This is a genomic window from Marisediminitalea oceani (genome assembly GCF_003731635.1).
In the GTDB taxonomy this organism is placed as follows: domain Bacteria; phylum Pseudomonadota; class Gammaproteobacteria; order Enterobacterales; family Alteromonadaceae; genus Alteromonas; species Alteromonas oceani.
On sequence record NZ_RCUA01000021.1, the window covers coordinates 113,637 to 135,894 of the forward strand.

Below are 22,258 nucleotides of genomic sequence, written 5' to 3' on the forward strand. Positions count from 1 at the left end.
TTTCCAAGCATTATGCAGCATAAGCACATTCGCAACTTCTCTATTATTGCGCACATTGATCATGGTAAGTCGACATTATCAGACCGGTTAATCCAACATTGTGGTGGATTAACTGAACGTGAAATGGCAGCACAGGTTCTGGACTCCATGGATCTGGAAAGAGAGCGGGGAATTACCATTAAAGCGCAGAGCGTAACGCTCGATTATAAAGCCCGTGATGGTGAAACTTACCAGCTTAATTTCATTGATACGCCGGGACACGTAGATTTTAGCTATGAGGTTTCGCGCTCACTGGCGGCCTGTGAAGGGGCGCTGCTGGTGGTTGATGCCGGACAGGGCGTTGAAGCTCAGACTGTAGCCAACTGCTATACCGCTATCGATATGGACATGGAAGTGGTGCCGATCCTGAATAAAATCGACTTACCGCAGGCTGAGCCTGAGCGGGTAGCCGAAGAAATTGAAGACATCATTGGCATCGATGCCGTGGAAGCCGTGCGTTGCTCAGCAAAAACCGGTATCGGCATTGAAGATGTGCTGGAAGTGATTGTTAAGCAGATCCCGCCGCCGGAAGGCGCCATTGATGCACCGCTGAAAGCGCTGATCGTTGACTCCTGGTTTGATAATTACCAGGGGGTTGTGTCACTGGTGCGCATCGTTGAAGGTGAGCTGCACGTTAAAGACAAGATTCAGATCATGTCAAACGGGCAGGTGCACCAAGCAGACAAAATTGGTGTATTTACTCCTAAGCCGCTGGAACGTAAAGTGCTGCGAGCCGGTGAGGTAGGGTTTATTATTGCCGGAATTAAAGAAATTCATGGTGCGCCGGTGGGCGATACCATTACCACCGCCAAGGCGCCTGCCGAGAAGATGTTACCGGGCTTTAAAAAGGTTAAGCCGCAGGTTTATGCCGGCTTGTTCCCGGTTAGCTCTGACGACTACGAAGATTTTCGTGATGCGCTGGCTAAGCTGAGCCTTAACGATGCCTCACTGTTTTACGAACCAGAAAGTTCTGCGGCTCTGGGCTTCGGTTTCCGCGTTGGCTTCCTTGGTATGCTGCATATGGAAATTATCCAGGAACGTCTTGAGCGTGAATACGACCTCGACCTCATCACCACGGCGCCAACCGTAAACTACGAAGTGCTGCAAACAGATGGCACTGTTATGCAGGTGGATAACCCGTCCAAGTTACCGGCGGTTAACGATATCGAAGAGATTCGTGAGCCCATCGTGGAAGCTAATATCCTGGTACCACAGGAATACCTCGGCAGTGTAATCACACTGTGCGTTGAAAAGCGCGGTAATCAGGTCAACATGAGTTATCACGGCAAACAGGTTGCGGTAACCTACGAATTGCCAATGGCAGAGGTCGTGCTGGACTTCTTTGACCGCTTAAAGTCGACCAGCCGCGGGTTTGCCTCGCTGGATTATAACTTTAAGAAGTTTGTCTGCTCAGACATGGTTCGTCTGGATATTCTGATTAACGGTGAACGGGTCGATGCGCTGGCAGTAATTACCCACCGTGACAATGCGCAGTACCGGGGGCGTGACCTGGTGGAAAAACTGCGTGAGCTGATCCCGCGTCAGATGTTTGATATTGCTATCCAGGCCGCCATTGGTAACCATATTATTGCCCGAAGCACAGTGAAACAGTTACGTAAAAACGTTATTGCCAAATGTTATGGCGGTGACGTAAGCCGTAAGAAGAAACTGCTGCAGAAGCAAAAGGAAGGTAAGAAACGGATGAAGCAGGTGGGTAATGTGGAACTTCCACAGGACGCATTCCTTGCAGTACTTAAGGTATCTAAGTAATGGCGAATTATTTTTCTCTCTTGTTGGTAGTGCTGACCCTGGGGTCGGGATTAATCTGGTTAATAGACGCTCTTGCGTTTGCGCCGAAAAGAAAGGCCCGCGGTGTGGCGCTCTCCGGGAACGGTGAGTCGGCGTTACCGCCTGAGGAAAAATTGCCATATATCGTGGATACGGCGCAGCAGATTTTCCCGGTCATCGCCTTTGTACTGGTGTTACGGTCATTTCTGTATGAACCGTTTCAGATCCCATCAGGTTCCATGATGCCAACCCTGTTGGTAGGTGATTTCATTCTGGTGGAAAAATACGCCTATGGCTTAAAAGACCCGGTATTCCGTCACAAGTTTATTGAAACCGGCGCGCCTGAGCGTGGCGATGTAGTGGTATTTAAGTATCCGGAAGAGCCTTCAGTTGATTACATCAAGCGGGTAGTGGGCATGCCCGGTGATACGGTAATTTATCGCGATAAGCAGATATTCATTAAACCTGCCTGCGATAGCGGCCAGAATTGTGCCGAATTTAAGGCAATGCCCCAGGAATTTGTCAGCAGTGGTGACTTTGTTCAAAACCTCGCCCCGCTTAAACGTATCAGCGAAACGCTCGGTGACGTGAAACACGAAATTCTGCAACATCCGGTTTCAGAAGCGCATCCTTCCAATTTCTATACCCAGCCGGGTACCAAAATGAATGAATGGATCGTGCCGGAAAATCAGTACTTCGTGCTCGGCGATAACCGCGATAACAGCCGCGACAGCCGCTACTGGGGCTTTGTGCCGGATGAAAATCTGGTAGGTAAAGCCGTCGCTATCTGGATCAGCTTTGAGTTTGATCGTGCGCCTGACAGCTGGTTACCTTCATGGGTACCATCAGGCGTTCGCTTTAGCCGGGTAGGTGGCATTCAATAATGATCGGAATCGATCGCTATGCCAGATTATCACAGCGTCTGGGCTACCAGTTTAGTAATGTTGAGTTACTCCAGCAGGCGCTGACTCACCGTAGCGCAGCTAAGCAGCACAATGAACGCCTGGAGTTTCTGGGCGATGCCGTACTGGGGATGGTAGTGGCACAGGCGCTGTTTAAACGCTTTCCAACCGTGCCTGAGGGCAAATTAACCCGCATGCGTTCAACGCTGGTGAAAGGCGATACGCTGGCTGAACTTGGCCGTGAGGCCGACGTTGGCGAACTATTAAAGCTGGGGCCGGGCGAACTTAAAAGTGGCGGTCATCGACGCAGTTCGATTATTGCCGATGCCATGGAAGCCATCCTCGGAGCCATCTATCTTGAAGCTGGCCTGGATACCACTGCAGAAGTCATTTTACGCTTGTGGCAAAGCCGCATCGATAAGCTCGATCCAAACGAACACCCTAAAGACGCTAAAACCCGTCTGCAGGAGTTTTTACAGTCCCGTAAGCTGCCGTTACCGGTTTATGAAGTGGTAGATATCAGCGGCAAGGATCATGACCAGACCTTCGTAGTGCACTGCCAGATAGAATCGCTGGGCAAGCCTATGAAAGGTACGGGCACCAGTCGGCGGAAAGCCGAACAACAAGCCGCACGGAACGCGCTGGAGAAATTAGACAATGACTGACCAGCAGTTGCCAGACATCCCTGAACCCACTACCCGCTGCGGCCTGGTGGCCATTGTTGGCAGGCCTAACGTGGGCAAATCCACGCTGTTAAACCGATTGCTCGGGCAAAAGGTAAGCATTACCTCCCGTAAGCCACAAACCACGCGTCACCGGATTTTAGGTATCGATACCGAAGCGGATTGTCAGACAGTGTATGTGGACACACCGGGCTTACACAGCGAAGAAAAGCGCGCTATCAACCGATTAATGAACCGCGCGGCGACCAGCTCGCTGGGCGAGGTGAGCCTTATCCTGTTTGTGGTGGAAGGTACCCGCTGGACCAGCGATGATGAGCTGGTGCTGAGCCGGGTGCAGCAATCCGGACTGCCGGCTATTCTGGTAGTAAACAAACAGGACAAAGTGGCCGATCCTGAAGCGCTGATTGCGCATTTACAGGTGTTGGCGCAAAAGCATCAATTTGAGGAAATCATCCCGCTTAGTGCCAAACAGGGCAAACAGGTTGAGGTGCTGCGTGAGTTAGTTCGTCAGCGCCAGCCGGTCAGCGAGTTTTACTTCCCGGAAGACTATATTACCGACCGCTCTAGCCGCTTTATGGCAGCTGAAATCATTCGCGAGAAACTAATGCGTTACACTGGTGACGAGTTGCCCTATTCAACCACGGTTGAAATTGAGCAGTTTAAGCTGGGTGAAAACGGCGTGTATCGAATTAACGGTCTGATCCTGGTTGAGCGTGAAACTCAAAAACGCATGGTGATCGGAAAAGGCGGTAAACACTTAAAAACCATAGGTGAACAGGCGCGACTTGATATGGAGCGGTTGTTCGACAATAAGGTTTTCCTTGAGCTGTGGGTGAAAGTGAAATCCGGTTGGGCCGACGATGAACGCGCACTGCGTTCGTTAGGCTATGGTGAAGATTAATTAAGCAGGTGGTGAGTATGAGTATCGCTGATATGCGTCGTCAGTACAGTCAGGGGCATTTAACCGATAATGATTTAACTGACCATCCGGTAGACCTGTTTAAACAGTGGCTGGGCGCGGCAATAGATGCGGGGATCCCCGATCCTACTGCGATGACGGTAGCAACCGTAGATGCCGAAGGCCAGCCCTCCCAGCGCATTGTGTTACTCAAAGACTACGACCACGAAGGGTTTGTGTTTTATACCAACCTGGGCAGTCGCAAAGCCAAAGAACTCAATGATAATCCACGTATTTCGTTGCACTTTCCCTGGTTTTTCATGGAGCGTCAGGTGCGCATCTGTGGCACCGCACAAAAGCTCACTACGGCGCAAAATGCCAAATACTTTTTATCCCGGCCGAAAGATTCACAGCTGGCGGCCTGGGCGTCCCAGCAGAGCCAGCCAATCTCCAGCCGCGAGCTGCTGATGACACAGTTTCATCAGATGAAAGAAAAGTTTGCTAAGAAGGAAACCCCGCTGCCGGATTTCTGGGGCGGCTTCAAAGTGATGCCCCATCAAATCGAATTCTGGCAGGGCGGTGAAGACCGTCTGCACGACCGCTTCGAGTATACTAAGCAGGCTGATAACAGCTGGACAACCCAGCGCTTAATGCCTTAGTTTGACCGTTACCCATGATTGATTCGCACTGCCATCTGGATCTCCCTGAGTTTGAACCAGACTGGCAGGACGTGCTGAGCAGTGCCGTTAGCAAAGGCGTTGAGCGAATATTAATTCCCGGCACAACGGTATCAGGCTGGCAGCGCCAGCAAGACATGGCGGCCGACAACGCCCAACTGGATGTGGCGTTTGGCCTGCATCCTTATTTCTTCCCCGATGAGCCTGATAACGCGCTGGCGGCTCTGCGAGAACAGCTGCAAACCACCACGATAAAGCCTGTAGCTATTGGCGAAATTGGTGTCGACGGCGCCATAGACACGCCGATAGAGGCCCAGCAGGCTTTATTTGAAGCTCAGCTCGAGATGGCCAGCGAACAGTCTCTGCCGGTCATTTTGCATCATCGCCGCTCTCATCATTTATTACTTGAATCTATTAAACGCAGCCGCTTTACACAGGGCGGTGTCATCCACGCGTTTTCCGGTAGTGAACAGGTTGCCAGGCAATATATTGATGCAGGATTTAAGTTAGGGGTCGGTGGCACCATTACCTATTCGCGGGCACAGAAAACCCGGCAAACCGTGGCAAATATTCCATTACAGCATTTGTTACTGGAAACGGATGCGCCGGATATGCCTATGTCCGGCCGGCAGGGGGCGCGCAATGAGCCGCAGTTTATTGGTGAGGTGGTTGCTGCCCTGGCTGAGTTGCATGGCATAACACCAGAGGTGGTAACAGAACAGACTACGGCCAATTACTTTGCCTTATTTGGCTCCCGCACCCAATGTAAATAAGCAAGTACCTTATCATTCTCTTTTATTGGTACGAAAAAGCTGGTACGTAGTGGCTCTTCCCGTATCAGTTGTGGCAATAACGTGGTAACGCCCTGTTGTGCGATACGTTCGCCGGAGGCTGAGAATACCGCGGCACGAAGAATGTTGTCATCCTCGGCCATACTGGCCAGAACCCGGTTAATTTCGGCCTGGTTTAATGCTGCGACTGCCGGGCGAATAAGTCTCTGGTAGTGACGCCCCAGAGGATCCTCAGTTGGCGATGACTCATTCATCTGGCTGGTTATAGCAACCATCACTGCGATAAACAAACCCGTTATCAGTAAGGTCAGCAGAATAAGCCGGTGGGCGGTTGAGAACGTAATACGACGCAATGCAAAGCCTTTTTTAAGATTAAAAATGTGCAACTTAGTCTAACTATGCATTTCCCAAACGCGGCGTATCCGTTAGGATCGGACTATTAGCTAACTCAAGTGATGAGAACTCGCCCTTTGGAATTAACAACGCTTAGTACAGAACAATTGACCAGCGCAGCCTTTCTTTCAGCTACGTTGGCAGAATATCAGAATCTTCGCTGGGATCAATCGTGCACCGGACTCGCTGTAGAGGCCCATGCCCAATCTGCTCAGCAACTTATCGTTAGCGGTCAGTCATTAACGCTGGAACAGCTGGCTATGATAGTTCAACACCTGGCACCCGCGGTGAAGCTTGGAAGCTTCAGGCTGCACCCTCACAGTGCCCTGATTGGCGGCACTGCAATTAGCTTTGATGTTGAATCGGTCGATGCTACAACACAGACGCTGCATGATCTGCTCGATGGCGCCGCCAAGGCGTGTCACTGTGAAGTGGCATTGCGTGGCAACACGCCGCTGTTAACCCAGCCGGGCCTGTTGGTTATGGATATGGATTCTACGGTTATCCAAATTGAGTGTATTGATGAAATAGCTAAGCTCGCTGGCCTCGGTGAACAGGTTGCTGCGGTAACCGAAAAAGCCATGCGTGGTGAGCTTGATTTTGCTGAAAGTCTGCGTTCCCGGGTAGGTTGCCTGGATGGTGTGGAAGTGAGTCAGCTCAAACAGATCCGCGACAGCATTCCGTTAATGCCCGGACTGCAAAACTTACTGCATGTGCTGCAGCAGCATGGCTGGAAAATTGCCATTGCCTCCGGAGGCTTTACCTACTTTGCCGGGTATCTGGAGAATCGCTTAGGGCTTGATGCATCAAGAGCTAATGTGCTCGAAGCCGAAGACGGCAAACTCACTGGCCGGGTCGTAGGCGGTATAGTAGATGCCCAGGTTAAGGCTGAGACTGTCGAGGAGCTGGCCGGCCGCTGGGATATCCCGATGACCCAGACAGTTGCCATGGGGGATGGTGCTAATGATCTTAAAATGATGGGTGTGGCGGCATTAGGTGTGGCTTTTGAAGCCAAGCCGGTAGTCAATGCCCAGGCCGACGTAGCAATCCGTTACTCTGGTCTGGACGCGCTGTTAACCTATTTACAATAGGCTAAACGGCCTAGCTTTTCAGTAGCGCCTTGATGCCGCCAGGCTCAATGGCGTGCTGACTGGGCGTTTTGTGATTTTCGGCAATGCGGTGCTCATCGAAACCAAACCGCAATAGTACCTGGTCTGTAATATCCACTGCGTGCACGCAGGCACTGATACTCCACAAGCGTTCTTCGAGCTCTTTGGCCCGGTGAATCGCGTAAACCCCAATGTAATTGATTTCCGACTGCAGCATTTCCAGATCGGGCTTACCTGTTACCGTTACTGTAATTGCCATAGCAATAAACTGGCCTGTGGTCAGCGCATTTTCTATAAACTGCTGGCGCGACTCCTCGGAGCTGAAACGATGCTCGTAGCGGGCGTCGATGGCATCGGCCGGTTCTTTCTCTGCTGGCCGGAAGGCGACGAACAGCTCACGGGTAACGGGTGAATGTTCGGTTTTTACCTGTTTTATTGATTGCTGTATGAAAGGGGCATCCAACGCGCGGTCGCGGAAGAATACCTCAAGGTTCATTTTACGCTGTTCGGCAAAATGACCAAACAGGGTTTTCAGGCGAGGATTGGCGGCATCGCCTAAAACCCCTACCTGAGGTAAATAGCGCCCGCCCACCTTAGACAACACAAAAGCCAGGGTAGAAGGGGTCTTGGCATTTATACAGCGTAAAGCATGGCCAATGCCCGGGATTTCTTCTTCATCAGGATAGGTTTTCAGTGACGATTTATTGCTCTTTATCAGTTCTGCAAAGAAGCGGCGTGCAGGCAGACCATCCTCGCCGGCAACCGAACGTAAATGCAACACATTCTTATCACCACTGATGTGAACCACCCGATAATGCAAGTCGCTGACATCAAACTTACTGGTCAGCTCCTGTAACTTGGGCAGGCTGACCAGCACCCGCATATTCAGGTCGCCGTGATACTCGCCGTCGATTTCTATGCGCAGGCCGTTAATTGAAATATCTTCACTGATGCCATTGATGGTTTGCCCTCTGGCCAGTACCTGCACGGCTGTACGTAACAGATACCGGGTTTCCATGCGCTGTTCCTGGAACTTATAGCGGAAAGCCTTAATTTCTCCGGGCGGGCGATTGCGGGCATGACCAAATAATTTCAATGCTTTCAACTGAGCGCGGTCAATTTTAACCTGACTGAACTGTAACTGCTCGCGATCAGAGGTAATATCGGTTATCTGTACCGCGTAGGCCAGATTTTGTAACCGTGCCATCAGGCGAGGAGCCGGTTTGGCATTCTGGCGTTTTACCTTGGTGCCTACATCATCGGGCAGTGACAGCGGCGCGTAAGCATCTTTGGGTGAAACTTTTACGATACCGACCTTAAATACCCGCCAGCTTACTTTTCTGGCACCAAAGCCAATAAATAACTCACTCAGAGCCGGGTGGCGGGCCAGTTCATCACTGGAAGCGGAATAAAAATAGATTTTGCCGTTCTGAATATGGTTAAAGCAGTAAACATACAGCGCCGGGGCTTCATGTTTACTCTGAATCAACTGTTTTAGTCGGTCTGCGGTGAGCAGATAACCAAGGCGTAACTCGTCTTCCTCGTCGTTCCAGTAGCTCAGAATATGGCGGTTTAAATCATTGGCCATGGCAAACCGAGCTCGCGCCCTGCCTTCCTTTACTTCGATAAACACCGGCAGTGTAGGACTACTGGGCGAGAAGTATTGCTCGCAGGACTTATTAATAATGGCGTCTATGGTGTTATCCATATTCACCTTGTAACGCCGTTTATTGCCATGAATAAACTTGTCGATGAACTGGTCGAAATGGCCGTTAGGGGCGTCCTGCAGACGTTTCATCTGCAGAAACTGGAATTCTTTTTTGCGGGAAATGCTGACTACCTGATATTTGATAGCCATTTTTTTATCCAGCGAGTATTCGGTTTCAAGGCCCCGGAAATACACACCGATTTTTTCACCGGGCTTAAAGAGTTGCTCTTTGGAGAGCTTTATTTTCATGCCCTTGGTGGATATGTCGACGCTGGTTGCCCGCAGGCTGTTGTTGGTTTCGGTGAACACTTCCAGCGCCACGGCGAAGTTCATTCGCTCTTCGTTGCGCTTAGCATAGCTCAATAGGTTGATGTTAGGCACATCAAACTGCGAGATGCTGTTGTTGGTTTTTTCCGGTATTTCGACGTCTTGTTCATTTCGGGCTTCAGCTTTTTCGCGAATGACCCGAAAATTGTTTTCCGTGGCCAGCACCGTTTCATAAACACCAAAACAGTATAAGCCGAACATCCGCACCTGTTGTTCGAACACCTCAATGGCCACGTCGTCCAGGTAATGCTTGATACCATCGTATTCGTATAGCCGACACTCGCCGTCTACCTGGCCGCGCAAATCGATAGCTCGCATGCAGGGCCGCGCCAGTCGTTTTACTTCCATTTTTATCAAAAAGCGCTTTTCTTTAGGAACATGGGAAGCAACCTGCTGAAGTACCTGATTGAACTCAGGTTCTTTCACCATGGGTTTAAGCTGTTCTATTATCTGCGCGTACTGCGATAAATCCTGATTCATGCGAGGTTTTGCTGTGTCCCTGACGGCTTTTTAGTATATTAACGACTTATCGGCAAAATAACTGACTACATTAACGTGGAGGTAATTCTGCTGTTCCCTAAGTGATGAGTTCTGTAAACAGATGCGCATCCTTGTTAACGAAATCATAATACTTATATTTGCAGAAACCAATTGATTTATGGCGAAACGAAAAACAGCTTTTGTATGTTCTGATTGCGGGGCGGAATTTCCGCGCTGGCAGGGGCAGTGCAGCGAGTGCAAAGCATGGAACACGATCTCCGAATTTGTCGTCAGTCCGGCAAAATCCACAGCGAAAGGAAACTTTGCCGGCTACGCGGGTCAGACGCACAGTCAAATCCAGACCCTGAATGAAATTAACGTAGAGGATTTACCCCGTTTTAGCTCCGGACTGAAAGAGCTCGACCGGGTGCTGGGCGGCGGTATTGTTCCCGGGTCAGCCATTTTAATAGGTGGTTCACCGGGCGCCGGTAAAAGTACGCTGTTGCTGCAGGTTATGTGTCAGCAAGCCAGTACTAAGTCTGCGCTTTATGTAACCGGCGAAGAATCGCTTCAACAGGTAGCCATGCGCGCCCGGCGCTTAGGTCTGCCCGATGACAAGCTAATGATGCTGGCTGAAACCAATGTTGAGATGATTTGCGATCTGGCGTTAAAGCAAAAACCGCAAATCATGGTTATCGACTCCATTCAGGTGATGCATGTCTCTGATGTTCAGTCGGCACCGGGCAGTGTGTCGCAGGTGAGGGAAAGTGCGGCCTATCTGACCCGCTTTGCCAAGCAGCATCACATTGCCATGTTTATTGTTGGCCATGTCACCAAAGACGGCAGTCTGGCGGGGCCCAAGGTCCTTGAGCATTGTATTGACTGCTCGATGATGCTCGAAGGAGAGAGTGACGGCAGGTTCAGGACGCTGCGCAGTCATAAGAACCGTTTTGGTGCAGTTAATGAACTGGGCGTGTTTGGTATGACAGACAAAGGGGTAAAAGAAGTCGGGAACCCCTCAGCGATATTTCTTAGTCGCAGCGACAGTCAGGCCCCCGGCTCAGTGGTGATGGTCATCTGGGAAGGCACCCGGCCGCTGCTGGTTGAAATTCAGGCGCTGGTTGATTATTCGCAGCTCAATAATCCACGCCGCGTGACTGTGGGCCTTGAGCAAAACCGGTTAGCCATGTTGTTGGCGGTAATGCATCGCCACGGCAATGTGCAGATGAACGATCAGGATGTGTTTGTTAACGTGGTGGGTGGAGTAAAGGTCAGTGAAACAGCCGCCGATCTGGCGTTACTAGTGGCCATGATATCCAGTTTCCGTAACCGCGCTTTACCCCGGGAACTGATAGTCTTCGGTGAGGTAGGACTGGCTGGCGAAATTCGCCCGGTCCCCAATGGCAGTGAACGGTTGAGTGAGGCGGTTAAACACGGCTTTAAGCGGGCTATTGTGCCCAAGGCTAATGCGCCGAAAAATAAAATCGCGGGCTTAACTGTAATCCCGGTAACCAAACTGAGTGATGCGCTGGAGGCGCTCGACGCTTAGTTTGAAGGCAGCGAAGCGGTGATCTTGTCGACCAGGGTTTCAAGCTCAGTGGCGTCAAGATCGTCCTGACCGCTGTTCAACAGCAACAAGCGCCGCAGTAAGCCCAGGTCGTCTACTGAAATATGCGTAATGCGGAGTCCGGCTTCGCTTGACTCGCTGTTGTCCGGCGCTTGCTCCAGGCGGATTATTTCGCCGCTGAGGGATATGGGCGGGCTGTCTTCATTCGCTTTAAAGTTTAGCCCGACCTTGTCTGCAGCAGGCAAATTCACCCCTGCTGGCAGCCGGGCTACTCTCAGCCCCTGCAACGATACATCCACCACTTCTACCTCAATAGCATCACCTTGTCCGGTAATAAGCTGCCCTGACAAATGAATGCCAACCCGTTGAAAATGGCGTTTTTCTTGTTGCATGGGAGAACTGATTCCTCTAAAGACAAACTGGCTACGCACCCTTGTTTTAGTGTAGTGCATAGCCGGAGGTTTGGCCGGTTTACTTACTGATTCGCTTGTATTTCAACCGGTGTGGTTCAACCACATCCTGACCAAAGTTAGCTTTTAACCAGCTTTCATAGTCGTTGTAGTTACCTTCATAGAAGTTAATTTTGCCTTCGTCCCGGTAATCAAGAATATGCGTAGCAACACGGTCAAGGAACCAACGATCGTGCGAGATAACCATGGCGCAGCCCGGGAACTCAAGCAGAGCGTTTTCCAGTGCACGCAGGGTTTCTACGTCCAAATCGTTGGTCGGTTCATCGAGCAGCAGTACGTTGCCGCCAGCTTTTAACAGCTTGGCGAGATGCACCCGGTTACGTTCACCGCCGGATAAATCTTTGATGAATTTTTGCTGGTCGGTACCTTTGAAGTTAAAGCGGCTGCAATAAGCGCGGCTGTTCAGTTCAAAGTTGCCAATGCGCACGATGTCCTGACCGTCAGATAACTCCTGCCACACAGTGTTGTTGCCATCCATGTGGTCACGGAACTGCTCAACACTGGCAATTTTTACTGTATCACCAATGGTAATTGAGCCTGAGTCGGGTTGTTCCTTGTCGGTAAGCATTCTGAACAGCGTTGATTTACCAGCGCCGTTAGGGCCGATAATGCCAACGATAGCACCCTTAGGTACGGTAAACGTCATGTCGTCGATAAGTACGCGATCACCGTAAGACTTTTTCAGGTGCTCAACTTCGATAACCTTGTCACCTAAGCGTTCACCCGGCGGAATGAACAACTCGTTGGTTTCGTTACGTTTCTGGTAATCACCGCTTGATAGTTCTTCAAACCGTGACATACGCGCCTTGCTCTTTGCCTGACGACCTTTGGGGTTTGTGCGTACCCACTCAAGTTCCTGTTTGATAGACTTCTGACGCGCGTTTTCAGTACGCTCTTCCTGCTCCAGACGGGCCTCTTTTTGCTCCAGCCAACTGGAGTAGTTACCTTCCCATGGAATACCGTGACCACGGTCGAGTTCCAGGATCCAGCCTGCTACATTGTCAAGGAAATAGCGATCGTGGGTAATGGCCACTACGGTGCCTTCATAGTCGTGCAGGAAGCGTTCTAACCAGGCCACGGATTCGGCATCCAGGTGGTTAGTCGGTTCATCGAGCAGCAGCATGTCGGGCTTTTCCAGCAGCAGTCGACACAGTGCTACACGGCGGCGCTCACCACCAGACAGCTTGCTGACGTCGGCATCCCACGGCGGCAGACGCAGTGCATCGGCGGCGCGTTCCAGCGCGTTTTCAAGATTATGCCCGTCTTTGGTCTGAATAATGGCTTCCAGCTCGCCTTGTTCTTTAGCGAGGGCATCAAAGTCGGCATCTGGATCGGCATAAGCGGCATACACCTCGTCGAGGCGTTTCAGCGCATGGGCAACATCTGCCACGGCTTCTTCGATATTGCCGCGCACATCTTTGGTTTCGTCCAGTTGGGGTTCCTGGGGCAGGTAACCAATATTGATGCCGGGCTGGGCACGGGCTTCACCTTCAATCTCGGTATCAACACCGGCCATAATGCGCAGCAGCGTGGATTTACCGGCGCCGTTTAAGCCCAGTACGCCAATTTTTGCGCCGGGGAAAAAACTCAGTGAAATGTCTTTTAGAATCTGACGATTGGGTGGCACAATCTTGCCCACCCGGTGCATGGTATATACGTATTGTGACATGCTTGGTCCTGGCTTTTTAGAAAGTCGCTATTGTAATCAAAGACGCAGCCACTTGGTAGGCGTCTGCGGCTTATAGGTTAGTACAAAGTGGTATTTTTTAAATCACGTGTGAGCCAACCGGTGTTTTTTTTTGTAAACTACCTCAATCGGAAACAGGTTTAATGTCCGGCAGGCTTGATTGCCGCTATTCATCGACTGTCGGGTATGCCTAGAATTAACTAAGGAATTTTCATGCCAGCACAACCTCAAACGCTGTCTTTGGCTCAACTTGCTGAGCAGGTTGGTGGCGATGTCCATGGCGACGGCTCAGTTATGCTCTGTGGCGTCAGCACTCTGAGCAGTGCAACATCTTCCCAAATTTCATTTTTAACTAACGGCAAGTATCGTTCTCAACTGCAGTCGACTGAGGCTGGTGCCGTTATTTTGCATCCCAACGAAGCGGAGAACTGTCCGCTGCCCGGCTTATTGCATAACAATCCCCATGCCGCCTTTGCGCGCATTGCGCAAATCTTTGACACCACACCTGGTGTGGCGGTAGGCCAGCATAAAACAGCCGTGGTGGCCGACTCGGCCAAACTGGGCGACAACGTAGCCCTTGGCCCTTATTGTGTTATCGAAGATGACGTAGTGCTGGGCGATAATGTGGTGATTGGCGCACACACGGTGATTAGCCGTGGCTCGCACATTGGCAACGGTTCGGTCATTCATCCTAATGTTACCGTGTACCATGGTGCTCGTATCGGTCAGCGGGTACGTATTCACAGCCAGACAGTGATTGGCGCTGACGGCTTTGGCTATGCCAACGATGCCGGGACCTGGTTACCTATTCCGCAAACCGGCTCGGTCGTCATCGGCGATGACAGTCAGATTGGTGCCTCCAGTACTATCGACCGCGGAGCCCTGGACGATACCATTATCGGTAAGAATGTAATCATCGATAATCAGGTACAAATCGGTCATAACTGTATTATTGGTGATCACAGCTGTATTTGTGGTGCGACCGGCATCGCCGGCAGTGCGACCATTGGCAAGTACGTAATTATTGCGGGTGGTTGCGGCATAGGTGGTCACCTGACAATTTGCGACAAGGTGCAAATCACCGGTTACACCATGGTTATCAGCGACATCAAAGAGCCAGGTGTTTATTCATCTGGTCAACCGGCGATGACCAATCGCGAATGGCGCAAAAATGCGGTGCGTAACCGCCAGTTAGAGCAACTTTTTGACCGTGTGAAACAGCTGGAAAAGAACGGCTGACGCTTACAATAAAATGGCCTGTCATACTTTCTTTGCATGGCAGGCAAGGGCGTCTGAGCAAGCCGAGCCCGCATAGTGTAACCCGCCGTTGACAGCCACTTTGTGCTATTACTGTTCGGATTTGTCATAAATCAGCCACAAAGCAGTATACATAGCACGTAAAATGACTAGAATATGCGTCTCTGATTTTACGCGACCCCAAAACGCAGTAAGGAGCCTTCATGTTACCGCGCCAAATGAACATTGCCGATTTTGATCCGGAATTAGCCGCAGCGATTGATAAAGAGAATCAACGCCAGGAACACCACATTGAGCTAATTGCCTCTGAAAACTATTGCAGCCCTCGAGTAATGGAGGCCCAGGGGTCGCAGTTAACCAATAAATACGCTGAAGGTTATCCTGGTAAGCGTTACTACGGTGGCTGTGAGCACGTAGATATCGTTGAAGACTTAGCCATTGAGCGTGCCAAGCAGCTGTTTGGTGCCGAATACGCTAACGTTCAGCCACACTCTGGCTCGCAGGCAAACTCTGCCGTGTTTATGGCGTTGCTTAACGCCGGTGATACCGTACTGGGTATGAGCCTGTCTGAAGGCGGTCACTTAACCCACGGCGCCAGCGTTAACTTCTCTGGTAAAACCTACAATGCAGTGCAGTACGGTTTAAACGAAGAAACCGGCGAAATTGACTACGACCAGGTTGAAGCGCTGGCTGAAGAGCATAAGCCAAAAATGATCATTGGTGGTTTTTCTGCTTACTCTGGCATTGTTGACTGGCAACGTTTCCGCGCTATTGCCGATAAAGTAGGTGCCTTCCTGCTGGTGGACATGGCTCACGTAGCGGGTCTGGTTGCTGCCGGGGTATATCCTAACCCACTACCACATGCACACGTAGTGACTACCACAACGCATAAAACCTTAGCGGGTCCGCGCGGTGGTCTGATCCTGTCTGCCTGTGGTGATGAAACCATTTACAAAAAGCTTAACAGCTCAGTATTCCCGGGTAACCAGGGCGGCCCGCTGTGCCACGTTATTGCTGCAAAAGCCGTTGCGTTTAAAGAAGCACTGCAGCCAGACTTTAAAGCTTATCAACAGCAGGTTGTTACCAATGCTAAAGCGATGGTAAGCGTGATGCAGGAACGCGGTTATAAAATCGTTTCTAACGGTACCGACAACCACCTGTTCCTGTTAGACCTGATTGATAAAGATATTACCGGTAAAGATGCCGATGCAGCCCTTGGCCGTGCTAACATTACCGTTAACAAGAACTCGGTACCGAATGATCCACGTTCACCGTTTGTGACCAGTGGTCTGCGTATCGGTACACCAGCGATTACCCGTCGTGGTTTTGGCGAAAACGAAGCCAAACAGGTAGCCAGCTGGATTTGTGACGTTCTGGATAATATGGGCGACGAGAGCGTGGTTGAACGCGTTCAGCAAGAAGTGGTTGAGCTGTGCTCACGCTTCCCGGTATACGCCTAATCCAGGGAATAACGGCTCAGTAGTTACTGGCTGAGCCGGTTACTAAGCAGGAGCGTTTATGCATTGTCCCTTTTGTTCTGCCGAAGAAACCAAGGTTATTGATTCCAGGTTAGTCGCTGAAGGACATCAGGTGCGCCGGCGCCGGGAATGCGCTGAATGTCATGAACGCTTTACCACTTTTGAGAGCGCCGAGCTGGTTATGCCGCGAGTAATAAAACGCGACGGCACCCGGGAGCCTTTCAATGAAGACAAGCTGCGCGCAGGGCTGCAACGGGCATTGGAAAAACGCCCGGTAAGCACTGAAAAAATCGAGCAGTGTGTGCTGCAACTCAAATCAACATTGCGGGCAACCGGCGAGCGGGAAGTCGAAAGCGAATTGTTGGGCAATCTCATTATGAATGCCTTAAAGGAGCTGGACAAAGTGGCTTACGTTCGTTTTGCCTCGGTGTATCGTTCTTTTGAAGATATTAAAGAGTTTGGTGAAGAGATAGCCAGACTGGGGGATTAAATCCCATGCAACGCCTCAATCCCAGCCCCGCCATCGATGAATACTGGATGGCAAAAGCCATTCAACTGGCAGCAAAAGGGCGCTTTACCACCTCTCCCAATCCCCGTGTTGGCTGCGTTATCGTTAAAGATGAAATCTGCATTGGCCAGGGTTATCACATTCAGGCCGGTACGCCTCATGCCGAAGTGCATGCGCTGGTTGCCGCAGGTGACAATGCCCGTGACGCTACTGCCTATGTCACCCTTGAACCTTGTAGTCATACTGGTCGAACCCCGCCGTGCGCTGATGCGCTGATAAAAGCCGGGGTTGCAAGGGTGGTAGTGGGGATGACCGATCCTAACCCGCAGGTAAGCGGCAGTGGCATTGAGCGAATCAAAGCTGCCGGTATTGAAGTGACTCAGGATGTTTGTACTGAGCAGGCCAGGGCACTCAATCCGGGTTTTATTAAGCGGATGCAACAGGGCTTGCCCTGGGTAAGAGTTAAATTAGGTGTCAGCCTGGATGGTAAAATAGCGCTGGCTAACGGCGCGAGCAAGTGGATCACCGGGCCGGCGTCGCGACGAGATGTACAGCGACTGCGGGCGCAAAGCTGCGCGATTATTACCGGCAGTGGTACGGTGATTGCCGATAACCCGAGTATGCTGGTGCGGCCGGAGCAGGCCGAGTTCGACAATTATCCGGTTTCCGCGGTACGTCAACCGCTGCGGGTGGTGATTGATTCGCAGGAAAGGCTTACGCCAAACTGGCTGATGTTTAACGATGGCCATCCGGTGCTGCTGGTGAACCAGCATTTTCGGGGGGGCTTTAGTCAGGACGTTGAGCAATGTCAGTTACCGTTATCCGCAGCAGGAAAAATTGATTTACATCTGCTGCTCGCTGAGCTGGCTGAGCGCGGCATTAACGAAGTGCTGGTGGAATCCGGTGCTGGCCTGGCCGGGGCCTTTATGGCCAACGGGCTGGTGGATGAGCTGATCGTTTATCAGGCGCCGAAGCTGCTTGGCGACAAAGGCGTATCGATGCTCAATCTGCCGGATTATGCCCGGGTAAGTGAGGCGCCGGACTTGAAATTGACCGATATCAGACATATAGCAGAAGACATCCGGTTGACCTATCAATTAGCCGTCGACAAGTCATAATAAAGTACACGAGAAGACATTATGTTCACTGGAATTATTGAAGCGCTCGGAACCATCGAATCCATGGTCGACCAGGGAGAGTCCATTCGTCTTAAAGTTGGCGTGGGCAAGCTGGATATGTCCGATGTGGCATTGGGAGACAGCATTGCTACCAATGGCGTTTGTCTTACCGTTGTTGATTACAGCCCGCATCATTATAGTGCGGACGTTTCTGCCGAGACTATCCGCCTGACCGGCTTTGCCCAGTATAAACCGGGCACCCAGGTGAATCTGGAGAAAGCCATGCAGGTAAGCTCGCGCTTCGGCGGGCATATTGTCTCCGGCCACGTTGACGGTGTGGGTGAAGTGTCCCGCATTATTCAACACAGCGATTATGTGGAAATCTGGATCGACGCGCCGGACGATCTGGCCAAATATATTGCCCATAAGGGCAGTATCACGGTTGATGGCGTGAGCCTTACCGTAAACAAAGTGAACGGCAGCGAGTTTATGCTATGGATCATTCCCCATACGCTGCAGGAGACGGTGCTGGGCACTTATAAAACCGGTACAAGAGTGAATTTGGAAGTGGACGTTATCGCCCGCTATCTGGAGCGACTGATGCTGGGCGACAAAGCCGCCAGCAAAAAAAATGACATCAGTCTGGAATTTCTCGCCGAACACGGCTATCTAAAAAAATAACCCTACAAGACTTAAAATTTATGGCACTTAATAGCACCGCTGAAATAATCGAAGATATCAAGCAAGGCAAGATGGTCATCCTGATGGATGACGAAGATCGCGAAAACGAAGGCGATATCATCATGGCTGCCGAGCATGTCACCCCCGAAGCCATTAACTTTATGGTAAAACATGCCCGTGGACTGGTGTGTTTACCCATGACTGCAGAACGCTGTCAGCGTTTAAACCTGCCGTTGATGGTCGACCTTAACAAAGCCCAGTTTTCGACAAACTTTACGGTTTCGATTGAAGCCGCAGAAGGGGTCACCACCGGCATTTCTGCTGCCGACCGGGCTACCACGATTCTGGCGGCGGTAGCCAAAGACGCTCAGGCCAAAGATATTGTGCAACCGGGGCATATCTTTCCGCTGATTGCTAAAGAAGGCGGCGTCTTAAACCGCGCAGGTCACACCGAAGCCGGTGTGGATCTGGCCAGACTGGCGGGTTGTGAACCGGCAGCGGTGATTGTTGAAGTACTAAACGACGATGGCAGCATGGCTCGCCGTCCGCAGCTTGAGGCGTTCGCCGCCGAGCATGATATTAAAATCGGTACCATTGCCGATTTAATTGAATACCGTAACCTTAACGAAACCACGATTAAGAAGGTATCCAGTTGTCAGTTACCCACCCAATACGGTGAGTTTGAACTGCATACATTTAAGGATGTTATCGATAACCAACTGCACTTTGCCCTGAAGAAAGGTGATATTCAGGCTGAGGAGCCAACCTTGGTGCGGGTTCATCTACATAATACCCTGAGCGATCTGCTGGGCTCCACCCGCGGGATTTCCCGCTCGATGACGTTACCTGATGCCATGGAGCAAATTGCTGAGGAAGGTGGTGTGCTGGTTTTGCTGGGTAAAGAAGAAGATTTGGAGTCGCAGTTACAACGCTTCGCCGCAGAAGATCGTGGTGAGCAGCCGGTCGGTAAAAACTGGCAGGGTTCATCGCGCACAGTAGGCGTGGGAAGTCAGATTCTGGCCGCCATGGGCGTGCAAAAAATGCGTTTATTAAGTAAACCCATTAAATATCACGCGCTTTCCGGATTTGGCCTGGAAGTTGTTGAGTATATTCACGACTAACGATTGGGTTTTGGCGCTGTTGTGGTATACTTCGCGCCGTTTTTGACACGGGATTCATACGGGATTTGGGCTATGCAGGTTATCGAAGGTAATATTCGCGCAACAGGTAAGAAATTTGCCATTGTTGTTTCACGTTTTAACAGCTTTGTAGTAGAAAGTTTGTTAGAAGGCGCACTGGACACGCTGGAGCGTCATGGTGAAGTCAGTGATGAAGATGTCACACTGGTTCGTGTACCTGGCGCTTATGAGCTGCCGGTAGCGGCGAAAAAATTAGCTGAATCTAAAAAGTTCGACGCCATTATTGCCTTAGGCGCAGTGATCCGCGGCGGTACACCGCACTTTGATTTTGTGGCCGGTGAATGCAACAAGGGCCTGGCCCAGGTGTCACTGGAATACGGTTTACCCGTGTCTTTTGGTGTGATCACCACAGACTCTATCGAACAAGCCATTGAGCGTTCTGGTACCAAAGCCGGAAATAAAGGCTCTGAAGCTGCCCTGGGCGCGCTTGAAATGGTTAATGTTATGTCTGCCCTAGACGACCTGGCATAAGGAAACTAACGTGAAAGTTTCTCCTCGCCGTCGGGCCCGTGAAATAGCGCTGCAAGGCGTTTACTCCTGGCAAATGACCCAAAACCAGATCGACCAGATTGAACTCGCTCTGGCGACCAGCAATGACATGAAAAAAGTGGATATGAACTATTTTCAGTCATTGCTGCGCGGGGTAGTGCGCAGTGCTTCTCAATTAGACAGCACGATTAAGCCCTACCTTGGTCGTTTACCCGAAGAACTGGATCCTATCGAAAAAGCGATTTTACGGTTAGCCACTTATGAACTAACCGAACAAATCGATGTCCCATACAAAGTAATTATCAACGAGGCCATAGAACTGGCCAAATCTTTTGGCGCCGAAGACAGCCACAAGTTTGTGAATGGTGCGCTGGACAAAGCGGTGAAAACCCTGCGTCCTCATGAGCGCGGCTAAGCCAGCTACCGTTGAAACCAGGGCAGGACGCCCTTCTTTTAAATTTCTCAACTTTCCGGATTACTGTGAAAGAGTTTGATCTGATAAAACAGTACTTTGCCCAACGTGGTCACGTTAGAAAAGACGTGATCCTCGGGATTGGCGATGACTGTGCTGTGACTAAAGTACCCGATAACCAACATCTTGCTGTAACCACTGACACGCTGATCAGCGGTGTTCATTTTCTTTCTGATGCGCCGGCGCGCTCCGTTGCCTATAAAGCTGTAGCGGTTAACCTGAGCGACCTGGCGTCCTCCGGTGCAGAGCCAGCGTGGATTAGTTTGTCACTGTCGTTGCCGTCATATGATGAAAACTGGATAGACGAATTCGTTAACGGCCTGTATGAGCTAACCGAGTACTATTCAGTGCAACTGATTGGTGGCGATACGGTCACCGGACCACTGGCATTAACCATTACTGCCCAGGGCTTTGTACCACCAGACACCGAGTTACGCCGCAGCAATGCCAAGCCCGGCGACTGGATTTATGTTACCGGCAATCTCGGTGATGCGGGAGCTGGTCTGGATATTCTTAAAGGGGAAATCGAAGCTGGTGGCGAGCACCGTGATTACCTGATTAATCGTCATTATTATCCTACGCCGAGAGTGATGGCAGGCACATCCCTGCGTCGTACAGCAAATGCCTGTATCGACGTGTCTGACGGTCTGGTGTCTGATTTAGGCCACATTCTTAAGATGTCTGGCTGCGGTGCCACTGTGCACGTAGACCGACTGCCCGTGTCATCGGCTTTGTTTGAGACCGTGGGAGCTCAGCAGGCCTACCGGTACGCGCTAGCGGCCGGCGACGATTACGAGCTGGTCTTTACCGTCAACGAAGAGCAGCGTGGTAATCTGGAAACCTCACTGACTAACGCCAATGTGAAAGCAACCTGTATTGGCCAGGTCAATGGTTATGCTGGTCAGCTCGACCTGAAATTGTACGATGAAAAATACGTGCTCGATGAAAGCACTGGCTACGAGCACGAGTTTTAATGGATAAAGCGCTACGTAAGCGGGTCTCAATGAAAAATCCGGTGCATTTTCTGGCACTGGGTTTTGGCAGTGGTTTAATCCCCCTGATGCCTGGTACTTTTGGCTCGCTGGCGGCATTGCCATTACTCATCCCGTTTATCTGGCTTTCACCCTACGCACTGCTGATTGCCGCGGTGATGGCCAGTGTTGTAGGAATTTATCTGTGCGGTAAAACCGCCGATGACATGCAGGTTCACGACCACGGTTCCATTGTCTGGGACGAGGTGGCCGGTATCTTACTCACCTTCCTATGGATACCCCTATCGCCACTTACGGTGCTGTTGGGCTTTGTGTTGTTCCGCTTCTTCGATATTTTAAAGCCGTGGCCAATCAAACCCATCGATAAGTACCTGGCCGGTGGTCTCGGCATTATGCTGGATGACGTAGTGGCCGGTATTATGGCCTGTGTCAGCCTGCATGCGATTTTATTTCTCTTTGGGCTTTAGCCAGCCCAACCGCTTAACAAGTTATTCCAACCCAAAATACTTATACCACTGACGAAAATAAACCTGTAAATTGAACGA

General features: G+C 50.9%; 22 protein-coding genes. 18 read left to right on the forward strand and 4 right to left on the reverse strand.

Annotated features, from left to right (window positions below; all coding sequences use genetic code 11):
* Nucleotides 1-12: 12 nt before the first annotated feature.
* Genes lepA through D9T21_RS08375 form a run of 6 tightly spaced genes read left to right on the forward strand, consistent with a single transcriptional unit; the run spans nt 13 to nt 5,760 of the window.
* Nucleotides 13-1,809, forward strand: a complete 1,797-nt coding sequence (gene lepA, locus D9T21_RS08350; RefSeq protein ID WP_123324554.1) for a translation elongation factor 4 — start codon at nt 13-15, stop codon at nt 1,807-1,809.
* Nucleotides 1,809-2,711 carry a signal peptidase I gene (gene lepB, locus D9T21_RS08355; protein WP_123324555.1) on the forward strand — a complete coding sequence of 301 codons (903 nt, stop codon included), beginning with the start codon at nt 1,809-1,811 and terminating at the stop codon, nt 2,709-2,711. Before lepA ends, lepB begins: the two co-directional genes overlap by 1 nt.
* On the forward strand, nt 2,711-3,394 hold the full coding sequence (gene rnc / locus D9T21_RS08360) for a ribonuclease III (RefSeq protein ID WP_105935626.1): 684 nt from the start codon (nt 2,711-2,713) through the stop codon (nt 3,392-3,394). Before lepB ends, rnc begins: the two co-directional genes overlap by 1 nt.
* Nucleotides 3,387-4,313 (forward strand): GTPase Era, encoded by a 927-nt coding sequence (gene era, locus D9T21_RS08365; RefSeq protein WP_123324556.1) that lies wholly within the window; start codon nt 3,387-3,389, stop codon nt 4,311-4,313. The genes rnc and era overlap by 8 nt, the downstream gene beginning before the upstream one ends.
* 17 nt (nt 4,314-4,330) lie before the next feature.
* A complete protein-coding gene (pdxH, locus tag D9T21_RS08370) occupies nt 4,331-4,969 on the forward strand; it encodes a pyridoxamine 5'-phosphate oxidase (RefSeq protein WP_123324557.1) in 639 nt (212 codons plus the stop codon).
* Nucleotides 4,970-4,983: 14 nt separating this feature from the next.
* The gene (locus tag D9T21_RS08375; RefSeq protein ID WP_123324558.1) at nt 4,984-5,760 is read left to right on the forward strand and encodes a TatD family hydrolase; all 777 of its coding nucleotides are present in this window, start codon (nt 4,984-4,986) and stop codon (nt 5,758-5,760) included.
* Here the strand turns inward: D9T21_RS08375 and D9T21_RS08380 are convergent.
* Nucleotides 5,721-6,131, reverse strand: a complete 411-nt coding sequence (locus D9T21_RS08380; protein ID WP_164464620.1) for a hypothetical protein — start codon at nt 6,129-6,131, stop codon at nt 5,721-5,723. The two genes, D9T21_RS08375 and D9T21_RS08380, sit on opposite strands and share 40 nt — an antisense overlap.
* Before the next feature lie 117 nt (nt 6,132-6,248).
* On the opposite strand from D9T21_RS08380, the gene serB reads away from it, so the two are divergent.
* The gene (gene serB / locus D9T21_RS08385; protein WP_241155666.1) at nt 6,249-7,262 is read left to right on the forward strand and encodes a phosphoserine phosphatase SerB; all 1,014 of its coding nucleotides are present in this window, start codon (nt 6,249-6,251) and stop codon (nt 7,260-7,262) included.
* Nucleotides 7,263-7,272: 10 nt separating this feature from the next.
* On the opposite strand, the gene D9T21_RS08390 is transcribed toward serB, so the two are convergent.
* Nucleotides 7,273-9,795: a PilZ domain-containing protein gene (locus D9T21_RS08390; RefSeq protein ID WP_123324561.1), complete on the reverse strand. Its 2,523-nt coding sequence runs from the start codon at nt 9,793-9,795 to the stop codon at nt 7,273-7,275.
* Nucleotides 9,796-9,973: 178 nt separating this feature from the next.
* Between D9T21_RS08390 and radA the strand changes: the two genes are divergently transcribed.
* A complete protein-coding gene (gene radA, locus D9T21_RS08395; protein ID WP_123324562.1) occupies nt 9,974-11,344 on the forward strand; it encodes a DNA repair protein RadA in 1,371 nt (456 codons plus the stop codon).
* Here the strand turns inward: radA and D9T21_RS08400 are convergent.
* Nucleotides 11,341-11,754 (reverse strand): PilZ domain-containing protein, encoded by a 414-nt coding sequence (locus tag D9T21_RS08400; RefSeq protein ID WP_164464621.1) that lies wholly within the window; start codon nt 11,752-11,754, stop codon nt 11,341-11,343. The two genes, radA and D9T21_RS08400, sit on opposite strands and share 4 nt — an antisense overlap.
* 79 nt (nt 11,755-11,833) lie before the next feature.
* A complete protein-coding gene (gene ettA, locus D9T21_RS08405) occupies nt 11,834-13,501 on the reverse strand; it encodes an energy-dependent translational throttle protein EttA (protein WP_123324564.1) in 1,668 nt (555 codons plus the stop codon).
* 231 nt (nt 13,502-13,732) lie between these two features.
* On the opposite strand from ettA, the gene lpxD reads away from it, so the two are divergent.
* The 10 genes from lpxD to D9T21_RS08455 all read left to right on the forward strand — a co-directional run bounded on the left by lpxD (nt 13,733) and on the right by D9T21_RS08455 (nt 22,180).
* Nucleotides 13,733-14,758, forward strand: a complete 1,026-nt coding sequence (lpxD, locus tag D9T21_RS08410; RefSeq protein WP_123324565.1) for a UDP-3-O-(3-hydroxymyristoyl)glucosamine N-acyltransferase — start codon at nt 13,733-13,735, stop codon at nt 14,756-14,758.
* 221 nt (nt 14,759-14,979) lie between these two features.
* A complete protein-coding gene (glyA, locus tag D9T21_RS08415) occupies nt 14,980-16,236 on the forward strand; it encodes a serine hydroxymethyltransferase (RefSeq protein ID WP_123324566.1) in 1,257 nt (418 codons plus the stop codon).
* Between the two features lie 58 nt (nt 16,237-16,294).
* Nucleotides 16,295-16,744, forward strand: a complete 450-nt coding sequence (nrdR, locus tag D9T21_RS08420; RefSeq protein ID WP_123324567.1) for a transcriptional regulator NrdR — start codon at nt 16,295-16,297, stop codon at nt 16,742-16,744.
* 5 nt (nt 16,745-16,749) lie between these two features.
* Entirely contained in the window at nt 16,750-17,880 is a 1,131-nt protein-coding gene (gene ribD, locus D9T21_RS08425; protein WP_123324568.1) for a bifunctional diaminohydroxyphosphoribosylaminopyrimidine deaminase/5-amino-6-(5-phosphoribosylamino)uracil reductase RibD, read from the forward strand.
* Between the two features lie 21 nt (nt 17,881-17,901).
* Nucleotides 17,902-18,561: a riboflavin synthase gene (locus D9T21_RS08430; RefSeq protein ID WP_123324569.1), complete on the forward strand. Its 660-nt coding sequence runs from the start codon at nt 17,902-17,904 to the stop codon at nt 18,559-18,561.
* A gap of 20 nt (nt 18,562-18,581) precedes the next feature.
* The gene (gene ribBA / locus D9T21_RS08435) at nt 18,582-19,682 is read left to right on the forward strand and encodes a bifunctional 3,4-dihydroxy-2-butanone-4-phosphate synthase/GTP cyclohydrolase II (protein ID WP_123324570.1); all 1,101 of its coding nucleotides are present in this window, start codon (nt 18,582-18,584) and stop codon (nt 19,680-19,682) included.
* 72 nt (nt 19,683-19,754) lie between these two features.
* Nucleotides 19,755-20,231: a 6,7-dimethyl-8-ribityllumazine synthase gene (gene ribH, locus D9T21_RS08440; protein WP_123324571.1), complete on the forward strand. Its 477-nt coding sequence runs from the start codon at nt 19,755-19,757 to the stop codon at nt 20,229-20,231.
* Between the two features lie 10 nt (nt 20,232-20,241).
* On the forward strand, nt 20,242-20,664 hold the full coding sequence (nusB, locus tag D9T21_RS08445) for a transcription antitermination factor NusB (RefSeq protein ID WP_105935643.1): 423 nt from the start codon (nt 20,242-20,244) through the stop codon (nt 20,662-20,664).
* A gap of 65 nt (nt 20,665-20,729) precedes the next feature.
* Entirely contained in the window at nt 20,730-21,695 is a 966-nt protein-coding gene (gene thiL, locus D9T21_RS08450) for a thiamine-phosphate kinase (protein WP_123324572.1), read from the forward strand.
* On the forward strand, nt 21,695-22,180 hold the full coding sequence (locus D9T21_RS08455) for a phosphatidylglycerophosphatase A family protein (RefSeq protein WP_123324573.1): 486 nt from the start codon (nt 21,695-21,697) through the stop codon (nt 22,178-22,180). Before thiL ends, D9T21_RS08455 begins: the two co-directional genes overlap by 1 nt.
* Nucleotides 22,181-22,258: the final 78 nt, after the last annotated feature.